Below are 16,302 nucleotides of genomic sequence, written 5' to 3'. Positions count from 1 at the left end.
TGCAACGCAAAATGCCCCATTTATCTGATTATAAACACCAGTGTTGCAATTGTATTAATCAGTGTTATTTTGAAATGAGTAATCGCTTTACCTTGCAGCACTATCTTGTAAATGATGAAGAATTTTAAGAAATGCGCTGCGCTGATTGTATCTATCTTATGGTTCAATTGTTTAATGGCACAAAACCCCCTTATACAAAACCAGTTTACCGCCGATCCTTCGGTACGTGTTTTTAATGATAAGATATACCTTTACCCCTCACACGACATTCCCGCCACGCCCGGACATGGCCGGGCTGGCTGGTTTTGCATGCAGGATTATCATGTGTTCTCGTCAGCCAACCTAACCGATTGGACGGATCACGGCGTAATTGTAAGCCAAAATAAAGTGCCCTGGGCCGACTCGGCAGCTTATAGCATGTGGGCTCCTGACTGTATTGAGCGGGCCGGGAAATATTATTTTTATTTCCCGGCACCTGCAAAACCTGGCGGCGCCAAAGGCTTTTCAATCGGTGTTGCAATGGCCGATAAACCTTACGGCCCATTTGTTCCGCAACCGTTGCCCATAGCCGGGGTTCATGGTATAGACCCGAATGTGCAAATTGATAAGGACGGACAGGCATATATTTACTGGGCCCAAGGAAACTTGTACGGCGCAAAACTCAAAGCTAACATGCTTGAACTGGCATCAGAGCCGATAAAACTTGATGGTTTCCCTGATAAGGGATTAAAGGAAGGGCCTTATTTATTTGAACGAAAAGGTATTTACTACATGACTTATCCGCATGTGGCAGATAAAACAGAACGGCTTGAATATGCTATGTCAGATAGCCCTTTAGGGCCTTTTAAATACGCCGGCGTGCTCATGGACGAATCAGCTTCGGGTTGCTGGACAAACCATCAATCGATTATCGAATTTAAAAATCAATGGTACTTATTTTATCATAATGACGACTTATCGCCAGCCTTTGATAAAAACCGGGCTGTACGGGCCGATAGTTTATTTTTTAATGAAGATGGCACTATCCGTAAGGTCATCCCTACATTACGTGGCATTGGCGTAACCGCCTCAGCAAAAAAAATACAGGTAGATAGGTATAGCGCCAAAAGCGCGGACGGAGTAGAGGTGGAGTTTATAGACACGCTAAACAAATTCAAAGGCTGGAAAGCGATTTTCAATAAAGCCAACTCATGGATAAAATATAACAGTGTGTTTTTTGGCAAACAAACAGCAGCACAGGTTAGTGTAAACGCCTTTTCGGCAACCGGCGGAACTTTATTAATTAGTACAGAAGATAACCCGGACAAGGTTATAGCAAAAGTTATTGTACCAAAGGGTAACAACTGGAGTGTTGTTAAAAAAGCATTGATATCGATGCCTGTAGGCGTCAAAAACATTATTGTGCAAACAGAAGGCAGCGGCCAAGTAGAAGTTGACTGGATAAGCTTCAAATAAACTTTTCTTACCGAAAGTTTAGGGATAAAACTATCAGTGCCGCGCGAATTTTATGAGCATAGGTTGATGTTTTTAATAATGCACGGGGTTTTGTCCTATACCAACACGCTGTTATTTTCTGCTTTTCTGTAATCGGAGGGCAGCATGTTAAACTTTTCCTTAAATGACCGGGAGAAATAATGCGGTGTCGCAAAACCTGCCTCATAGGCTATTTGAGTAACTGTCAGATCGCTCTTTAGAAGCAATATCGCAGCACGGTCAAGCTTATATGAGCGGATAAATTCAACCGGGGGAAGCCCGGTAAGCTCAAATATTTTTGTGTAAAGCGCTCCCCGGCTCATTGCCAGATGTTCGCTAAGGTCCACAACAGAAAATTTCGGGTTATTTAAGTTGTTATCTATGTAATTGATCACCTTGTTTAAAAATTTCTCCCTGCCCGATTCAACCGCTATATCGGGGTGAATGACCGTCAATTGCTTTTTGTAGGTGTTTTTAAGCATGGTATTAAGCTGCAACAGATTTTTAATTTTGACATTTAAAATTTCAAAATTAAAAGGTTTGGTCAGGTAATCATTCGCCCCCGATTCAAGCCCTCTTAACTGCTCGTCTTCGCGTGTGCAGGCGGTAAGCATTATAAACGGAATGTGGCTGGTACGTTTATCGGCTTTTATTTTCCTGCTCAGCGTAATACCATTCATAAATGGCATGGTTATATCGCTAATGATTAAATCAGGATGACATGATAGCGCCTTATCCCAGCCCTCTATACCATTTGAAGCCTCAACAATTTTATATTGTGTCATTAAATGGTCTTTAATGTAAAAGCGAAACTCATCATTATCTTCCACAATAAGCAGTAACGGCATGTCTGTAATTGCCTGGGCAATATTTCTTTTTGTACGGAGCTCTTTTTCCTTAATATCTGTTTTACCAGGAAGTTGAACTTGCATTGACCGCTCAGCAAAAACTTCAAGAGGGATCCTCACGCTAAAATCTGAACCTCTTCCTAATTCGCTTTCAACAGTAATGGTGCCACCGTGCATTTCAACAAACTCTTTAGTAATTGACAAACCGATTCCACTTCCCGGATTTACGTTTGCGGTGTTAGTTTCCCCTGCCTGGTAAAACCGCTTAAATATCAGGTGTTTTCTGTCCGGGTTGATGCCGATACCGGTGTCACTTATTTTAAATTCCAAAGTAGTTTTATCGATGTGCGGCGTAGGATGCTGAATAACATCAACAGAAACCGTCCCACCGGGTGGTGTAAATTTAAATGCGTTGGAGAGCAGGTTAAATAAAATGCGTTCTACCTTATCGTGATCAAATCGAACGAACAATTTTTCGGCGGGTGCTTTAAAATTAAAGGTGATGCTTCGCGATTCTGACAGATCATGAAAGGAATCAACAACATCGCATACAAATGAAAATATTTCGCCTTCGGTGAGGTTAAGCTTTAATTCTTGTTCTTCTAACTTGCGGAAATCTAAAAGCTGGTTAACCAAATTTAACAAGCGCCGCGCATTGCGCCGTATCACGGCCAGTTGGCCTGTAGTTTGTTCATCCTTATGTTCTGCCAATAGCTTATCTGCAGGCGCCATGATAAGCGAGATTGGTGTGCGAAACTCGTGGCTCAGGTTAGTAAGAAATTTAATTTTGAGCGCATCAAGTTCATGCAATCGTTCTGCTTCCCTTCTTTCCTGTTCCAGCGCCAGTTTCCCTTTTAATTTCTTTATCCCCCTATGGCGGATGAACAGTAACGAGCCCGACGCCATCAGGGCGTATAACAAATAGGCGTACCAGGTCATCCATATTGGTGGATGAATTATAATACGAATTTGGGCACCTGAGTTATTCCATATCCCGTCGTTATTGCAAGCCCGCACAACAAAAAGGTATTCGCCAGGATCTAAATTGGTGTAATACGCGGTTGTAGCCGAACCTACATAATTCCAGGTTTTATTGAACGATTTAAGCATGTAGGTATACCTGCTCTGCTGGGGAAGCGTGTAATTAATGGCAGAATAACTGATTGAAAAGTTTTCCTTATAATCCAGGTCAATTTGGTTTGCTACCGAAATATCTTGTTTAAGCGGCGAGTGGCTGCCTGGTAATACAACGTTATTATTTACTTTAAGGTCGGTTAAAAATACCGGGGGAGTATTGTTGTTGAGTTTTACGTCCTGCTGCGGGTCAATATAATTAAAGCCCTTCGCTCCGCCGAAGAAAAGCAGCCCCTTACTTGTACGCAGTCCCGATCCATCGATGAACGCATCGTTTTGTAAGCCATTGTAGGTGGAATAATGAGTGAACTTTTTAGATGCCGCGTTAAGCGTGCATATTCCTTTATCAGTACTTAACCATATGTTGCCGCTATAATCCTCCAGTAGTTTATGTACTACGCCATCTGGCAATTCATTTGGGGCGGAGTAATTGACAAATTTTTTATGGTCGAGGTTAAAGCAAAATAGCCCATCTCCGGCAGTGCCAATCCACATGTTGCCTTTATGGTCCTGCAACAGCGAAAACGGACGATCAATAGCCATTCCGGTAATCTTATTATTATACACCCGGAACTTTTGAGTTGCGGGATTTAATACTGCTATCCCGCTGCCATAGGTGCCAATCCAAATGTTTCCGTCGCGGTCCTCGTCAATAGCTCTGATATAACCATTTACAGGCAAATTACGTTCGCCGGCAGTGGCAGGAGTTGACGTATATTTAAAAAAGGTTTTTGTGCCAGGGTCAAATACATTAACGCCACCGCCATTGGTCCCTATCCATACCCGGCCTTTACTGTCTTCCTTTAAACAAAAAATTTCGTTGTGGTTTATGTGGGCATTATCATTTCCTGCATTTAACTGTTGGTACGCGCCTGTTTTTGTATTGTAAATGAACAAACCATCCTGGAACGTGCCTATCCAAAGTTGTTGATTGCGGTCAAGCATCATGGTTAATATAGGAAGCCCGGCCGAGTTACTGCTTGTTTTTGATTTAATAGGAATATGACTGAACAATCCGCTCTTGACATGAAAAAGATTCAAGCCTCCGCCATCTGTGCCAACAAACAAGTCCCCGTCCTTATTCTCGGCAAATGACGAAACAAATGGCGCGCTTAACCCGGCAGGATCATAGGCATTGTTTTGCTTTGAATTAAATAAAGTAAGGTTTTTGTCATACTTATCCACGCCACCCTGGTAAGTGCCAAGCCAGTAAATGCCATCAGGGTCTTTATAAATACAACGGATGGATTTACTGCTTACGCTGTATTTATCCCTATCGTCATGATTGTAACGTTTTACCTTTCCGGTTATTGGATCTAAAATATCCAAACCGCCTTCGGTACCTACCCATATTTTATTGCCATCCGCAGCCATGCTATATATAAGGTTACCGCTAAGGGTACTATCATCATCAGGGCTGTATTTGAAACTTGTAAAGGTTTTTAAATCTGCTGATAGGGTGCTTAAGCCATCGTCAGTGCCTATCCATAATTTATGCTGAAATTCGGCTATGGTATTTATCGCGTCGCCCGGTATACTTGCAGGGTCGTCTTTTTTGTGCATAAAGGCAATGAAGCTGTTTGATGGTTCATTATAAAGATAAAGGCCTTTACCTGTCCCTATCCACATCCGGCGCTGACTGTCCTGAAAGATGGATAATATAATACCCGAGTGTAGCTGTCCGGGTTTTTGCTCATCGGTTTTGTAAAATACCTCTTTTTTTGTTTTAGGGTCGAGCACGCACAGGCCTCCTAACATACCAATCCAAAGGCGGCTGTGCGTATCACCGTAGATAGATTTGATATAGCTGTTTGCGAGATGTCCGGATGCAGAACTCTCCTTGTAATTTCGGAACTGATCTTGAGAACGGTCAAGGTAATATAGGCCGCCCCCCATGGTACCTACCCAAAACTGCCCCGCCTCATCCTCGTACATACTTGTAACTTCCCTGGAGCGAAAGCCCGATTTGTCCGCAGGGTCAAAGCGATACGGCTTATGTTCTAAACCGTCAAATCTGTCCAGCCCATCCGCCGTTGCAAACCACAAAAAGCCGTAACGATCCTTAATGATTGCATTAATCGTGTTTGACAGCAAACCATCGTGAGATGTAAGTACGGTAAATCGTAAAGACTGCCCCTGGCATTGTATAGTGATAAGGATTGATGCTGTGAATACAATTAAGAATAATCGTGTAACCGCAGCTCGCTTAAGTAGTAATAGGGAGTTTAACATTCCGGTACTGTTTAAAAAATTTGTACAGCGTCCCGCTTTATCCGCAGATGGTGTACTAATAATTTCATTTTCAAAAATAGGAGGTTTATAAAGGTGCAACTTCAAACAAGTGTTTGGTGAAAATCACACAACGTAAATATAAACTATAAATTAATAAAAAGCAATCGATTGCATAAATAAAAAAATAGCGATTTTAACCTGAATGCCCGGTGCAATATTTACTTGCATATTTGAATTGGTAACGTAAAACATCCAGGTAAAGCCTCTTAATTTGTAGCAACTTGAGGCGGCCGTTTATTGCTGATAAACCTCCGGTATCACAATTTACTTTCCAATGCAGAAATGAAATATTAGGCAGTCAAATGATTTAGAGTTTTGCTGTTGCCTTGCCTGATTAAGGCACAGGTGTCGTAAATGGGTAGTTATTTCAACCAAAGTGTTGATTAATTCAACATTTGTGGCACATCAAGTTCTGTTTTCAAAATACTTTTGGTCAGAGTTGATTTAACAAATGTTGGTTTCACAACGTTGAATGCTTAAATCGCCAGATGAACAAACCAATCTGTGAACCAACGCTTCAATTTAAAACGCCCGGGCACAATCTGAATTATCTAATATCATGCACCAACTAATCCGGCTTACGGGCCTTGTCTTCATCTTCACGCAATCAGTTTTGTTGGTAAACGGCCAGGAAAAAATACCAGATTCCTCTCGGTTTTATCAAACAGTTAACACCTATGTGAACCCCGTGTTACCTGGCGATCACCCGGACCCCACCTTACTTAAGGTAGGAGATGATTTTTATCATTGCGGCTCTTCCTTTCATTTTAACCCCTACCTGCCCATTTATCACTCAAAAGACCTTGTTCATTGGGAGGTAATAAGCAGGGTGCTGCCATCATCAAAGGCAGCCTGGGTTACCGATAGGCCTTCAGTGGGTATCTGGCAGGGTGCCATAACCTACTTTTACGGCTCCTACTGGATCTACTTTTCGGCCGGCGGGCAGTGGTTTTGTAAGGCAAGTTCTCCTAAAGGGCCATGGTCTGCTCCTGTACAAGTAAAGTCTAACCCCGAAACAGGTAACCTTGGTTATGACAACTCCATTTTTGTGGATGATGACGGAAAACCTTACATGGTCATAAAAAACGGTCAAAAAGTTAATCGTTTACAAGCCTTGGGCAGGGATGGCCAATTAACAGATCATGTGATAAATCTCGACTGGGTAAACGCCAGGCTACAATATAGCTGGGCAGAGGGGCCGGTAATGTGTAAACGCAATGGCTATTATTATTACTTCCCGGCTGGGGATGTTACGGGCGGACAATATGTTTTAAGAGGAAAAGAATTGACCGGCGATTCGACAAAGTGGGAAAGACTGGGTAATTTTTTTAAACCGGTTACTGATAATAAGGCAGGTTTTCACCGCCCTAACCATATTTCAGCTCCCGTTCAATTAGCCGACGGCACCTGGTGGACCATCGGGCAAAGCTATGAAAAGTACGACGGCGACGACTGGTCTGGTACCGAGCGCCAAACCGCTCTTTATCCCGTAACCTGGGAGGGCGACAGGCCATGGGGTATGGCACCAACCACCTTGCCTGTCCCGAAACCAAACCTACCACAGTCAGGTATTTCATGGACGAGTGTAACGACAGATTATTTTGACCGCAGTGTATTAAGTCTTAACTGGCACTTCCTCACCAAAAAAGCATCAGCATCTTACTCGCTTACCGCCCGGAGGGGATGGATAAGGCTTACACCCGATACTGCCTGTACCCATCTTGTTCAAAAAGAAACAGACCACTATTATTCCGTTGTTACAAAGGTTGACCTGCGGGCAACCAATGACGGTACCAGTGCTGGCATTTACCTTACTAACGGAAACCAGGCCGTAGTGGTGAGGCTTTACAGCGGTTACAACAACGGAAGGAAAATTGTTTTTACAATGGATACGGCCAGTAGGAGCGTGCCGAACATCTTCGGAAACGTAGTTTGGCTGAAACTGGAAAGAAACGGCCACGAACTAACCGGATATTATAGCGGCGACGGAAAAACCTGGGTTTCTTTAGGCAGGCCAATTAACGCAGTTAAACTTGATGAAACCCAGCCAAATTTTAATTCATGGGTAGGTACAAGTGTAGGGTTATTTGCCGAAGGAAAGCCGGCGGACTTTGACTGCTTTATTTGCAAAGACGGTTCCTCGTCCTTACCGGCAGCAGGCTATAGTAATTACTATGGAATAGCAACTGTTAATAAAATGGTAACCAATACATCGGCGTACGGTGGATGGTTTATGATATCTGGTGTGGAACTTGGAAATCAGTCGCCATCTTCAGTCCAGGTACTTGCTTCGTCAAAACGTACGGGCAAGCTTCAAATATGGCTTGATGATCTTCAGAACGGTAAATTGATAGCTACAATACCGCTAAACGCTACAGGCAGCGGTAATTATAAAATATTCAGCAAACAACTTAAAAATGTTACCGGGCAACATGATGTTTTTGTGCGGTATCCTGCAGGTGTTCCGCAAAGCATCTTTATTAAAAGCATAAGGTTTCCTGGTAAATAGGATGACTTTAGTTATTGACCCAATATGAAAATTAGTAAGACAAAATCTTTATTTAACTACGACTTAAGTATGCAAAAATTAGTGTTATTGTATGTAATGATTGCTTTGCTGCCTGCTTTGGCAAATAGCCAAAACCACAAAGCTTCCAAAAAAATGCCAGGTAAAGGGGCTGTTGCTTCTGGTGTTTATCCTGATCTTTTTCATGAAGCGGGATATAGCAAGGGCGATATCAACATAAAGGTAGCCAAGGCCTATCATGATGTGTTTGAAGGCCCCAACAAGGTTTATTTCGAGGTAGGCGATTCAATGGCCTACGTGTCTGATGTGAAAAACCACGATGCCAGAACAGAGGGCCTTTCATATGGTATGATGATCGCTGTGCAGCTTAATAAAAAAGATGTCTTCGACCGCATATGGAGATGGTCAAAAAAGTATCTTCAACACCAGAACGGGCCAAGCGAGGGATATTTTGCCTGGAGCATTAATCCGCAAACCATGAAGCATAACTCAGAGGGTTCTGCATCTGATGGAGAACTATACTATGTAACCGACCTGCTTTTTGCATCTAATAAGTGGGGAAACAGTACAGGCATTAATTATTATGCGGAGGCCAGGCGGATACTTGATGCCATGTGGAAAAAAGAAGGTGCCGCAAATGTTCATCCTTTAATAAATATTGCTGCTAAACAAATATCCTTTGTACCCGAAGGTGGCGGGTATGGATGGACAGATCCGTCCTATCATCTGCCTGCATTTTACGAGGTATGGGCGCTTTATGCAAAAGACGGTCATGAACAATTTTACCGGGATTGTGCAGATACTGCGAGAGTGTTTTTACACAGGGCTTGTGACCCCGTTACAGCACTTAATCCCGATAATACCGATTTTAATGGCAAGTCACTCGGTGGCAGGCGAATGCCGTCGGCTTTTCGTTTCGACTCCTGGCGCGTACCGATGAATATCGCAATGGATTATGTGTGGTTTGGGAAAGACAAAAAGTGGCAGCAGGATTATGCAACACGCTTTCAAAACTTTTTACGATCGAAGGGAATCAATGATTTTGATGATCAGTTTAATACAGATGGATCAACGCCTGCCTTTATTCTTCCGGCAGGAGGAGTAAAAAAGTTACGGCATTCTTTGGGATTGGTAGCTACCTCTGCCGCGGCCTCGCTCATGATAACCGACAATACAAAATACGATTTTGTGCGGCCTCTCTGGAACGCTAAACTTGAACCTTATGCAGATGGATATTTCGATCCATATTATGATGGCTTGTTGTATTTATTCAGCCTGATGCATCTCAGCGGCAAATACCAGCTTATACAACCACAAACCAATTGATAAATTAATTTACCTGTCAACAGTATTAACGATGAATATATTACAACATATTAGGCAAATTTTGTTTGCGGTATGCGCCTTTGTTTTATTTACCATACCGGCTTATTCACAAGATATAATTCACCAGGCGCGGGCAGGTTTCGATGTGTTTCGTGCAGATATTCCGCATGGCAAAATTGATACCATTACTTATCAATCAAAAACCGTGGGTAATGCCCGGCGTGCGCTTCTTTACACCCCGCCAGGATACTCTAAAAGTAAAAAATACCCCGTGTTGTATCTTTTGCATGGCATAGGTGGCGATGAAAAAGAATGGTATAACGGTGGTAGCCCCCAGGTTATATTGGATAATCTATATGCCGAAGGCAAAATTGTGCCCATGATAGTAGTGTTACCGAACGGCAGGGCTTTAAAGGACGACCGCGCGACAGGAAATATCATGGCACCCGATAAGGTACAAGGTTTTGCCGTTTTTGAAAAAGATTTGTTGAACGATCTGATACCATTTATTGATAGTAAATACCGGGTATATACCGATAAGGACCATAGGGCAGTGGCCGGCCTTTCGATGGGAGGCGGGCAATCATTAAATTTTGGCTTGGGAAACCTTGACGTATTTTCATGGGTAGGCGGCTTTTCTTCGGCCCCCAATACTAAAAAGCCTGAAGAATTGGTCCCTAATCCCGACGAGGCAAAAAGAAAGCTGAAGTTACTTTGGATATCATGCGGATCAAGCGACGGGCTAATTGCATTTAGCAAACGTACCCATGATTACCTGGCAGAGATGAGCGTGCCGCATGTCTATTATATCGAGCCGGGTGTGCATAACTTTAAGGTTTGGAAAAATGGCTTATATATGTTTTCACAAATGCTTTTTAAGCCGGTAGATGCCTCAATATTTTCACAATATGCTTATAATGAAGTAGGTATACCGGCGCCAACTAATATACCGGGGGTACAGTACCCGCAAATATTTCCAGACAATACAGTTTTTTTTCGTGTAAAGGCCCCGAAGGCACAGAGTGTGCAAATTGACTTGTTGAAAAAGTATCCAATGACCAAAGATACCGGGGGGTATTGGACGGTAACTACCGATCCCATTGTATTGGGGTTTCATTACTATTCCCTGATAATTGACGACGTTGCAGTTGTGGACCCATCAAGTCAGACATTTTATGGGATGGGAAGAATGGCAAGCGGGATTGATATTCCTGATCCGGATGGTGATTTTTATACGATCAAAGATGTGCCGCATGGAGAGGTGCGTTCCATAATCTATTACTCAAACATCACAAAGGCATGGAGGCGGGCAAACGTGTATACACCTCCTGGTTATGATACGCAAACCGGCAAAAGATTTCCGGTGCTTTACTTACAACATGGCTCGGGCGAAGACGAAACCGGCTGGCCCACACAAGGTAAAATGAACTTTATATTGGATAACCTAATAGCCGGGAAACAGGCAACGCCGATGATAGTTGTTATGGATAGGGGTTATGCTACTGACCCAACCCAACCGGTTACTACTAACGCCCGTGGAATGAGTATGGCAGGTAATGTTTTTCCGGATGTGCTTGTAAAGGAAATTATCCCGATGGTTGATGCAAAATTCAGGACGCTTACCGACCGCGATCATCGTGCTATGGCAGGGCTTTCAATGGGAGGGTTTCAAACTTTGCAGACCACCATGACCAACCTCGATAAGTTTGCCTTCGTGGGAGGTTTTAGCGGTGCCGCCTTCATGCAGCCAGGTACCGATATAACCAAAATGTATAACGGTGTATTTGCTGATGCCAATGCTTTTAACAAAAAACTTAACGTGCTTTATTTAAGTGTTGGAACTACCGAGCCGGAAAGAATGCAAACCACAGTAAAGGGTTTTCACGAAGCACTTGAAAAGGCCGGCATTAAACATGTGTTTTACGAATCGCCGGGCACTGCGCATGAGTGGCAATCCTGGAGGCGTTCCTTAAACCAGTTTGCAAGCCTGATATTCAAGAATTGAAATTATTTATGAAAATGAAGCTTAGATTGATAGCTGCAACATGCCTTACGTTGTTGAGCCTGAAAAGCTTTTCGCAAGACAAGAATTTTTACATATTTATTTGCTTCGGTCAATCAAATATGGAAGGTAATGCAAGAGTTGAGGCCCAGGATACTATCGCTGTTGATAGCAGGCTTCAGGTGTTGCAGGCTGTTGATTGCGGCGTCAGAGGCAGGATAAAAGATAATTGGTACACAGCTGTACCGCCACTGGCGCGGTGCACAACTGGCTTAACCCCGGCAGATTATTTCGGCCGGACTTTGGTGGCGAATCTTCCTGAAAAGATACGGATAGGCATTATCAATGTTTCTGTCGCCGGTGCCAAAATCGAGGTTTTTGAAAAGGACACTTATCAATCATACCTTGCAACGGCCCCCGGCTGGATGAAAGGTATAGCCGCCGAATATGGCGGTAATCCATATGCAAGGTTGATTGAACTGGCCACGTTAGCTCAAAAGTATGGCGTAATTAAAGGCGTTTTGTTACACCAGGGAGAATCAAATCCAAATGATACGCTATGGACAAAAAAAGTAAAAGGGATTTATGATAATTTAATCAGGGATTTAAAACTGAAACCTAAAAAAGTGCCTTTACTTGCAGGCGAATTGGTAAATGCCGACCAGGGCGGTGCTTGCGCCGCGATGAATAAAATTATCGCCACCCTGCCACATACAGTTGCCAACTCATACGTTATTTCATCAGCGGGTTGCACCAGTTCTCCCGATCACCTGCATTTTAATGCAGCAGGGTACAGGTTGTTAGGCAAACGATATGGCGAGGCTATGCTTTCATTATTAGGTTACAAGTTTCCAGATGCTGCCATTCATTAACCTTCATCAGTTTAGGATAAACAACGATTAGTGAAGTATAAACAGTTAACCACTATCAATTAAAACCACTAATAACCAATGAATTTTTCTACTGTTAATAAAAAAACTGACCGGGGCTTCCTGCTCCCGGCGATTGCCTTTATTATTATGTCATTTGTTCAATGTACACCAAAACACCAGGTGGCTTCATCATTCAAGACAGGTACTACCGCTGATGGTCCAAATAAGGGTTTAAAAGATTATTATAAAAACTATTTCCCTATTGGTGTAGCCGCTAACATAGCTTCCTTGCATGGCCCTGATTCTGCATTAATTGTCAAAGAATTTAACAGCCTAACACCCGAGAACGATATGAAGATGGGCCCGATACATCCCTCAGAAAACGTTTATAATTGGAAAAATGCCGACAAAATTGTTGATTATGCAATAAGTCACCATATTAAAATACGTGGGCACAACCTATGCTGGCACAACCAGGAAGCCGCTTGGATGTTTAAGGGCCCAAACGGAGAGCCGGTTACAAAAGAATTACTGTTACAACGTTTGAAGGATCATATTTTTGCCGTAGCAGGAAGATATAGGGGTAAAATTTATGCCTGGGATGTGGTTAACGAGGCCGTTGACGACAGCGATGATACCACGCAGATATATCGTAAAAGCAACTGGTACAACATATGCAATGGGCCCGGTTTTATTGAAGCAGCCTTTAGATATGCACATGAAGCCGATCCGCAGGCCAAGCTTTACTATAATGATTATAATAGCGAGCACCCGGTAAAAAGGGAGAAGATATATAAATTGTTAAAAAAATTGGTTGAGGACCATGTACCGATTGATGGGGTGGGCATGCAGGCGCATTGGAAATTGAACGATCCATCGCCCGGCGAATTACGTAAAGCTTTGGATGAAGTAACCTCCTTAGGTTTAAAGGTACAATTTACCGAATTGGATATTACTATACGTTTGCCACAACCAAACCCTGCGCCGGGGGCTACAACGCCGCCCGTACCTGACCCTGGTTATACACCAGAATTGGAAGCCAAACAAATAGCGCAATACAAAATGGCTTTCGATATTTTCCGGCAGTATAAAAGGTTTATAACAAACGTTACATTCTGGAATGTATCTGACCGGTACAGCTGGCTTGACCAGAGAGGCGGAGGACTAATGGGCGGAGCCGCCGCAGGCGGCAACACGCCACGCATGGTTAAAAAAGCCTATCCCTTATTGTTTGATGAAAACCGGCAACGCAAAAAAGCCTACTGGTCTGTAGTGGGTTTTTAAACCGAGGCAGCTTTTGCCTCATTGCAGGATACCATGTGGAATTAGCAAAGCGATGTGGGGCGCAAACGCAAACCTTGCAGGCAGTTTAAACAGGTGTTATAGGAATATAAACAAACGTTGTGTTTGATAGTATCATCGCTTTTTATATTTGTTAACTGCTGCTTAACAAGGGTTATCAGATATCAATTAGTTTTTTTCTATTCGTTTTACGAGTGAATTTGTTTATCTGGTCACCTTTTAGGGTTAGGGGCAGAAATCCGTGTCGTTTTTTTAACCAATTATCATGCTATCACGATTTGCCAAAATAACCATGCTTTTTGCTGCGGCTACTTGTAGTTTACTACTATCATGTAAGCCGCACGCCCCAATAAAAATGGCCGACTTGCTGCAACAGCTTAAAAAGCGAAATTATAACGCTCAAAATGTTTTTAGTTCCGACGCCCGCCTTGCCGCCTGCGATTCGATGTTAAACGCCGGTTCTCCAAATTATGATGTGCAGCTATTATCGAAAAAAGCATTGTTTGAGTTACAGGAAGGACACGAACAACAAGCTGTTGATATATATTCGAAAATTGCGAAGCTGCCGCGTTACATGAACCCCGTAAATACACAGCCCGATGAGGCTGTTGCTTTTATGCGTTTGGGCGAACGTGCCAATTGTATGCTTGGCCACAACGGGTCATCGTGCATATTTCCTATAAAGGGGGCAGGCATACACCTGGTTCAAACAGGATCGCGGCAGGCAATTGCAGCACTGGAGAATATTTTGAAGAACAATCCCCAGGATGCCCAGTCCCGCTGGTTGTTAAATATTGCTTATATGACCTTAAATGGCTATCCGGAGCAAGTTCCTGCCCAATACCTGATTCCTAACTTAAATGCAGATGACAGACCGTACAAAGTAAAACCATTTACAGATGTAGCTGTAAATGTTGGTATTAACCTGAATAGCAGGGCGGGTGGATCCATAGCCGACGATTTTGACAATGACGGATATATAGATATTATTACATCGGGGATGGATCTGCAGGATCATATGCATTACTTCCACAACAATGGCGACGGTACTTTTAGCGACCGTACCGCGCAAAGTGGCTTACAGGATGAAGTTGGCGGCCTAAATATTCAACAAACTGATTACAACAACGATGGCCGTCCGGATATTTTTATCATGCGGGGAGGCTGGCTTCGGGATGGTTTTGGTAACCAGCCGGGTTCATTGCTTAAAAACAACGGTAACGGCAGGTTTACCGATGTTACCATTGCAGCCGGCCTTAAATTTATGCATCCTACACAAACTGCCGTATGGGCCGATTTTAATAACGATGGCTGGCTTGATGTTTTTATCGGGATGGAAAGCCATGGCGGAACCAACCCTAACAATAACCATCCATCAGCACTTTATATGAATAATCATGATGGTACTTTTAAAGATATGGCTCAAAATGCCCATTGCCAGATCAACGATTTTGTGAAAGGGGTAACATCGGCCGATTACAATAACGACGGCTGGCCCGACATTTTTGTATCTACCATGAGTGGAAGAAAATATTTGCTGAAAAATAAATGTAAAGGAGGGAACAACGTAGGTTTTGATGATGTTACCGAAAAGGCCGGCATCAATATCAAACAAAATACATTTACCACCTGGTTTTATGATTACAACAATGACGGCTGGCCCGATATTTTGTTGAGCGGTTACAATTTTAGCACAACCCTGGGATATTACGCCGCATTGGAGGCGTTGGGTACCCCAGTGGCAGATAACGGCAATATTTTTCTTTTTAAAAATAACCGCGATGGTACTTTTACCAATGTAACTCGTGATGTTGGGCTGAACAAGGCTGTATTTAGCATGGGAGGCAATTTTGGTGATATTGATAATGACGGCTATCCCGATATTTATTTTGGAACCGGCAACCCCGATTTTGGATCACTGATACCTAACAAGCTTTTCAGAAATATTGGCGGCAAAAAATTTGCCGATGTAACCAGTTCATCGCGTACCGGCAATTTGCAAAAGGGGCATGGCGTATCATTTGCCGATTTTAGAAATAACGGGTTGCAGGATATTTTTATTGAAATGGGCGGCGCTTATATAGGCGATGCCTACAAAAGCGCATTATACCTTAATCCGGGTCAAAACAATAATAGTTGGATAGGTTTAAAATTGGTGGGAACACGGTCAAATAAGTCGGCTATTGGCTCAAGGATAAAGGTAACCTTTACAGAAAATGGCGTACAGCGAAGTGTGTTCAAGGATGTAAATTCCGGCGGCAGCTTCGGTTCATCTCCGCTAAGGCAGGAGATAGGGATAGGACAGGCCAAAATGATTGACGACATCGAGATAAGGTGGGCAGGCAGTGGCATTTTGCAGCATTTTTACAATGTAAAGCCTAATCAGTTCCTGGAAATAACAGAGGATGGCAAGTTAACCCCACTTAATTTGAAGCCACTTAAATTTAATACAGGCGAGCCCGCGATGCAAATGCAAATGGCTGGCATGTAAAGGCGAAGGTGTTTTTAAGTAGATGATATACGCCT

General features: G+C 43.0%; 8 protein-coding genes. 7 read left to right on the top strand and 1 reads right to left on the bottom strand.

Going from position 1 to position 16,302, the window contains the following annotated elements:
• The first annotated feature begins 111 nt into the window (after positions 1-111).
• On the top strand, positions 112-1,455 hold the full coding sequence (locus tag AC1RM2_RS31975) for a family 43 glycosylhydrolase (RefSeq protein ID WP_492989184.1): 1,344 nt from the start codon (positions 112-114) through the stop codon (positions 1,453-1,455).
• A gap of 95 nt (positions 1,456-1,550) precedes the next feature.
• Here the strand turns inward: AC1RM2_RS31975 and AC1RM2_RS31970 are convergent, their stop codons facing one another.
• Positions 1,551-5,687 carry a hybrid sensor histidine kinase/response regulator transcription factor gene (locus AC1RM2_RS31970; RefSeq protein ID WP_492989183.1) on the bottom strand — a complete coding sequence of 1,379 codons (4,137 nt, stop codon included), beginning with the start codon at positions 5,685-5,687 and terminating at the stop codon, positions 1,551-1,553.
• Between the two features lie 619 nt (positions 5,688-6,306).
• Here AC1RM2_RS31970 and AC1RM2_RS31965 point away from each other — a divergent pair.
• The 6 genes from AC1RM2_RS31965 (at position 6,307) to AC1RM2_RS31940 (ending at position 16,267) form a co-directional block, all read left to right on the top strand.
• Positions 6,307-8,256 carry a family 43 glycosylhydrolase gene (locus AC1RM2_RS31965; protein ID WP_492989182.1) on the top strand — a complete coding sequence of 650 codons (1,950 nt, stop codon included), beginning with the start codon at positions 6,307-6,309 and terminating at the stop codon, positions 8,254-8,256.
• Between the two features lie 69 nt (positions 8,257-8,325).
• Positions 8,326-9,600 carry a family 8 glycosyl hydrolase gene (locus AC1RM2_RS31960; RefSeq protein ID WP_492989181.1) on the top strand — a complete coding sequence of 425 codons (1,275 nt, stop codon included), beginning with the start codon at positions 8,326-8,328 and terminating at the stop codon, positions 9,598-9,600.
• 31 nt (positions 9,601-9,631) lie between these two features.
• Complete coding sequence (locus tag AC1RM2_RS31955) at positions 9,632-11,605, top strand: alpha/beta hydrolase-fold protein (RefSeq protein WP_492989180.1); 1,974 nt, start codon at positions 9,632-9,634, stop codon at positions 11,603-11,605.
• Between the two features lie 14 nt (positions 11,606-11,619).
• Positions 11,620-12,474 carry a sialate O-acetylesterase gene (locus AC1RM2_RS31950; RefSeq protein ID WP_492989179.1) on the top strand — a complete coding sequence of 285 codons (855 nt, stop codon included), beginning with the start codon at positions 11,620-11,622 and terminating at the stop codon, positions 12,472-12,474.
• Positions 12,475-12,552: 78 nt separating this feature from the next.
• Positions 12,553-13,758 (top strand): endo-1,4-beta-xylanase, encoded by a 1,206-nt coding sequence (locus tag AC1RM2_RS31945; RefSeq protein WP_492989178.1) that lies wholly within the window; start codon positions 12,553-12,555, stop codon positions 13,756-13,758.
• A gap of 283 nt (positions 13,759-14,041) precedes the next feature.
• Complete coding sequence (locus tag AC1RM2_RS31940; RefSeq protein WP_492989177.1) at positions 14,042-16,267, top strand: FG-GAP-like repeat-containing protein; 2,226 nt, start codon at positions 14,042-14,044, stop codon at positions 16,265-16,267.
• The last annotated feature ends 35 nt before the right edge of the window (positions 16,268-16,302 follow it).

It is taken from the genome of Mucilaginibacter sp. GW822-FHT03E02 (assembly GCF_058801545.1).
Note: the sequence above shows the minus strand (reverse complement) of the source record. Positions and strands in the feature narration are given on the sequence as shown.

Excerpts from the sequence above, each read along its gene's own strand:
- AC1RM2_RS31955 (WP_492989180.1), top strand. The coding sequence starts at position 9,632 with ATGAATATATTACAACATATTAGGCAAATTTTGTTTGCGGTATGCGCC.
- AC1RM2_RS31960 (WP_492989181.1), top strand. The coding sequence starts at position 8,326 with ATGCAAAAATTAGTGTTATTGTATGTAATGATTGCTTTGCTGCCTGCT.
- AC1RM2_RS31940 (WP_492989177.1), top strand. The coding sequence starts at position 14,042 with ATGCTATCACGATTTGCCAAAATAACCATGCTTTTTGCTGCGGCTACT.
- AC1RM2_RS31950 (WP_492989179.1), top strand. The coding sequence starts at position 11,620 with ATGAAGCTTAGATTGATAGCTGCAACATGCCTTACGTTGTTGAGCCTG.
- AC1RM2_RS31975 (WP_492989184.1), top strand. The coding sequence starts at position 112 with ATGATGAAGAATTTTAAGAAATGCGCTGCGCTGATTGTATCTATCTTA.
- AC1RM2_RS31965 (WP_492989182.1), top strand. The coding sequence starts at position 6,307 with ATGCACCAACTAATCCGGCTTACGGGCCTTGTCTTCATCTTCACGCAA.
- AC1RM2_RS31945 (WP_492989178.1), top strand. The coding sequence starts at position 12,553 with ATGAATTTTTCTACTGTTAATAAAAAAACTGACCGGGGCTTCCTGCTC.
- AC1RM2_RS31970 (WP_492989183.1), bottom strand. The coding sequence starts at position 5,687 with ATGTTAAACTCCCTATTACTACTTAAGCGAGCTGCGGTTACACGATTA.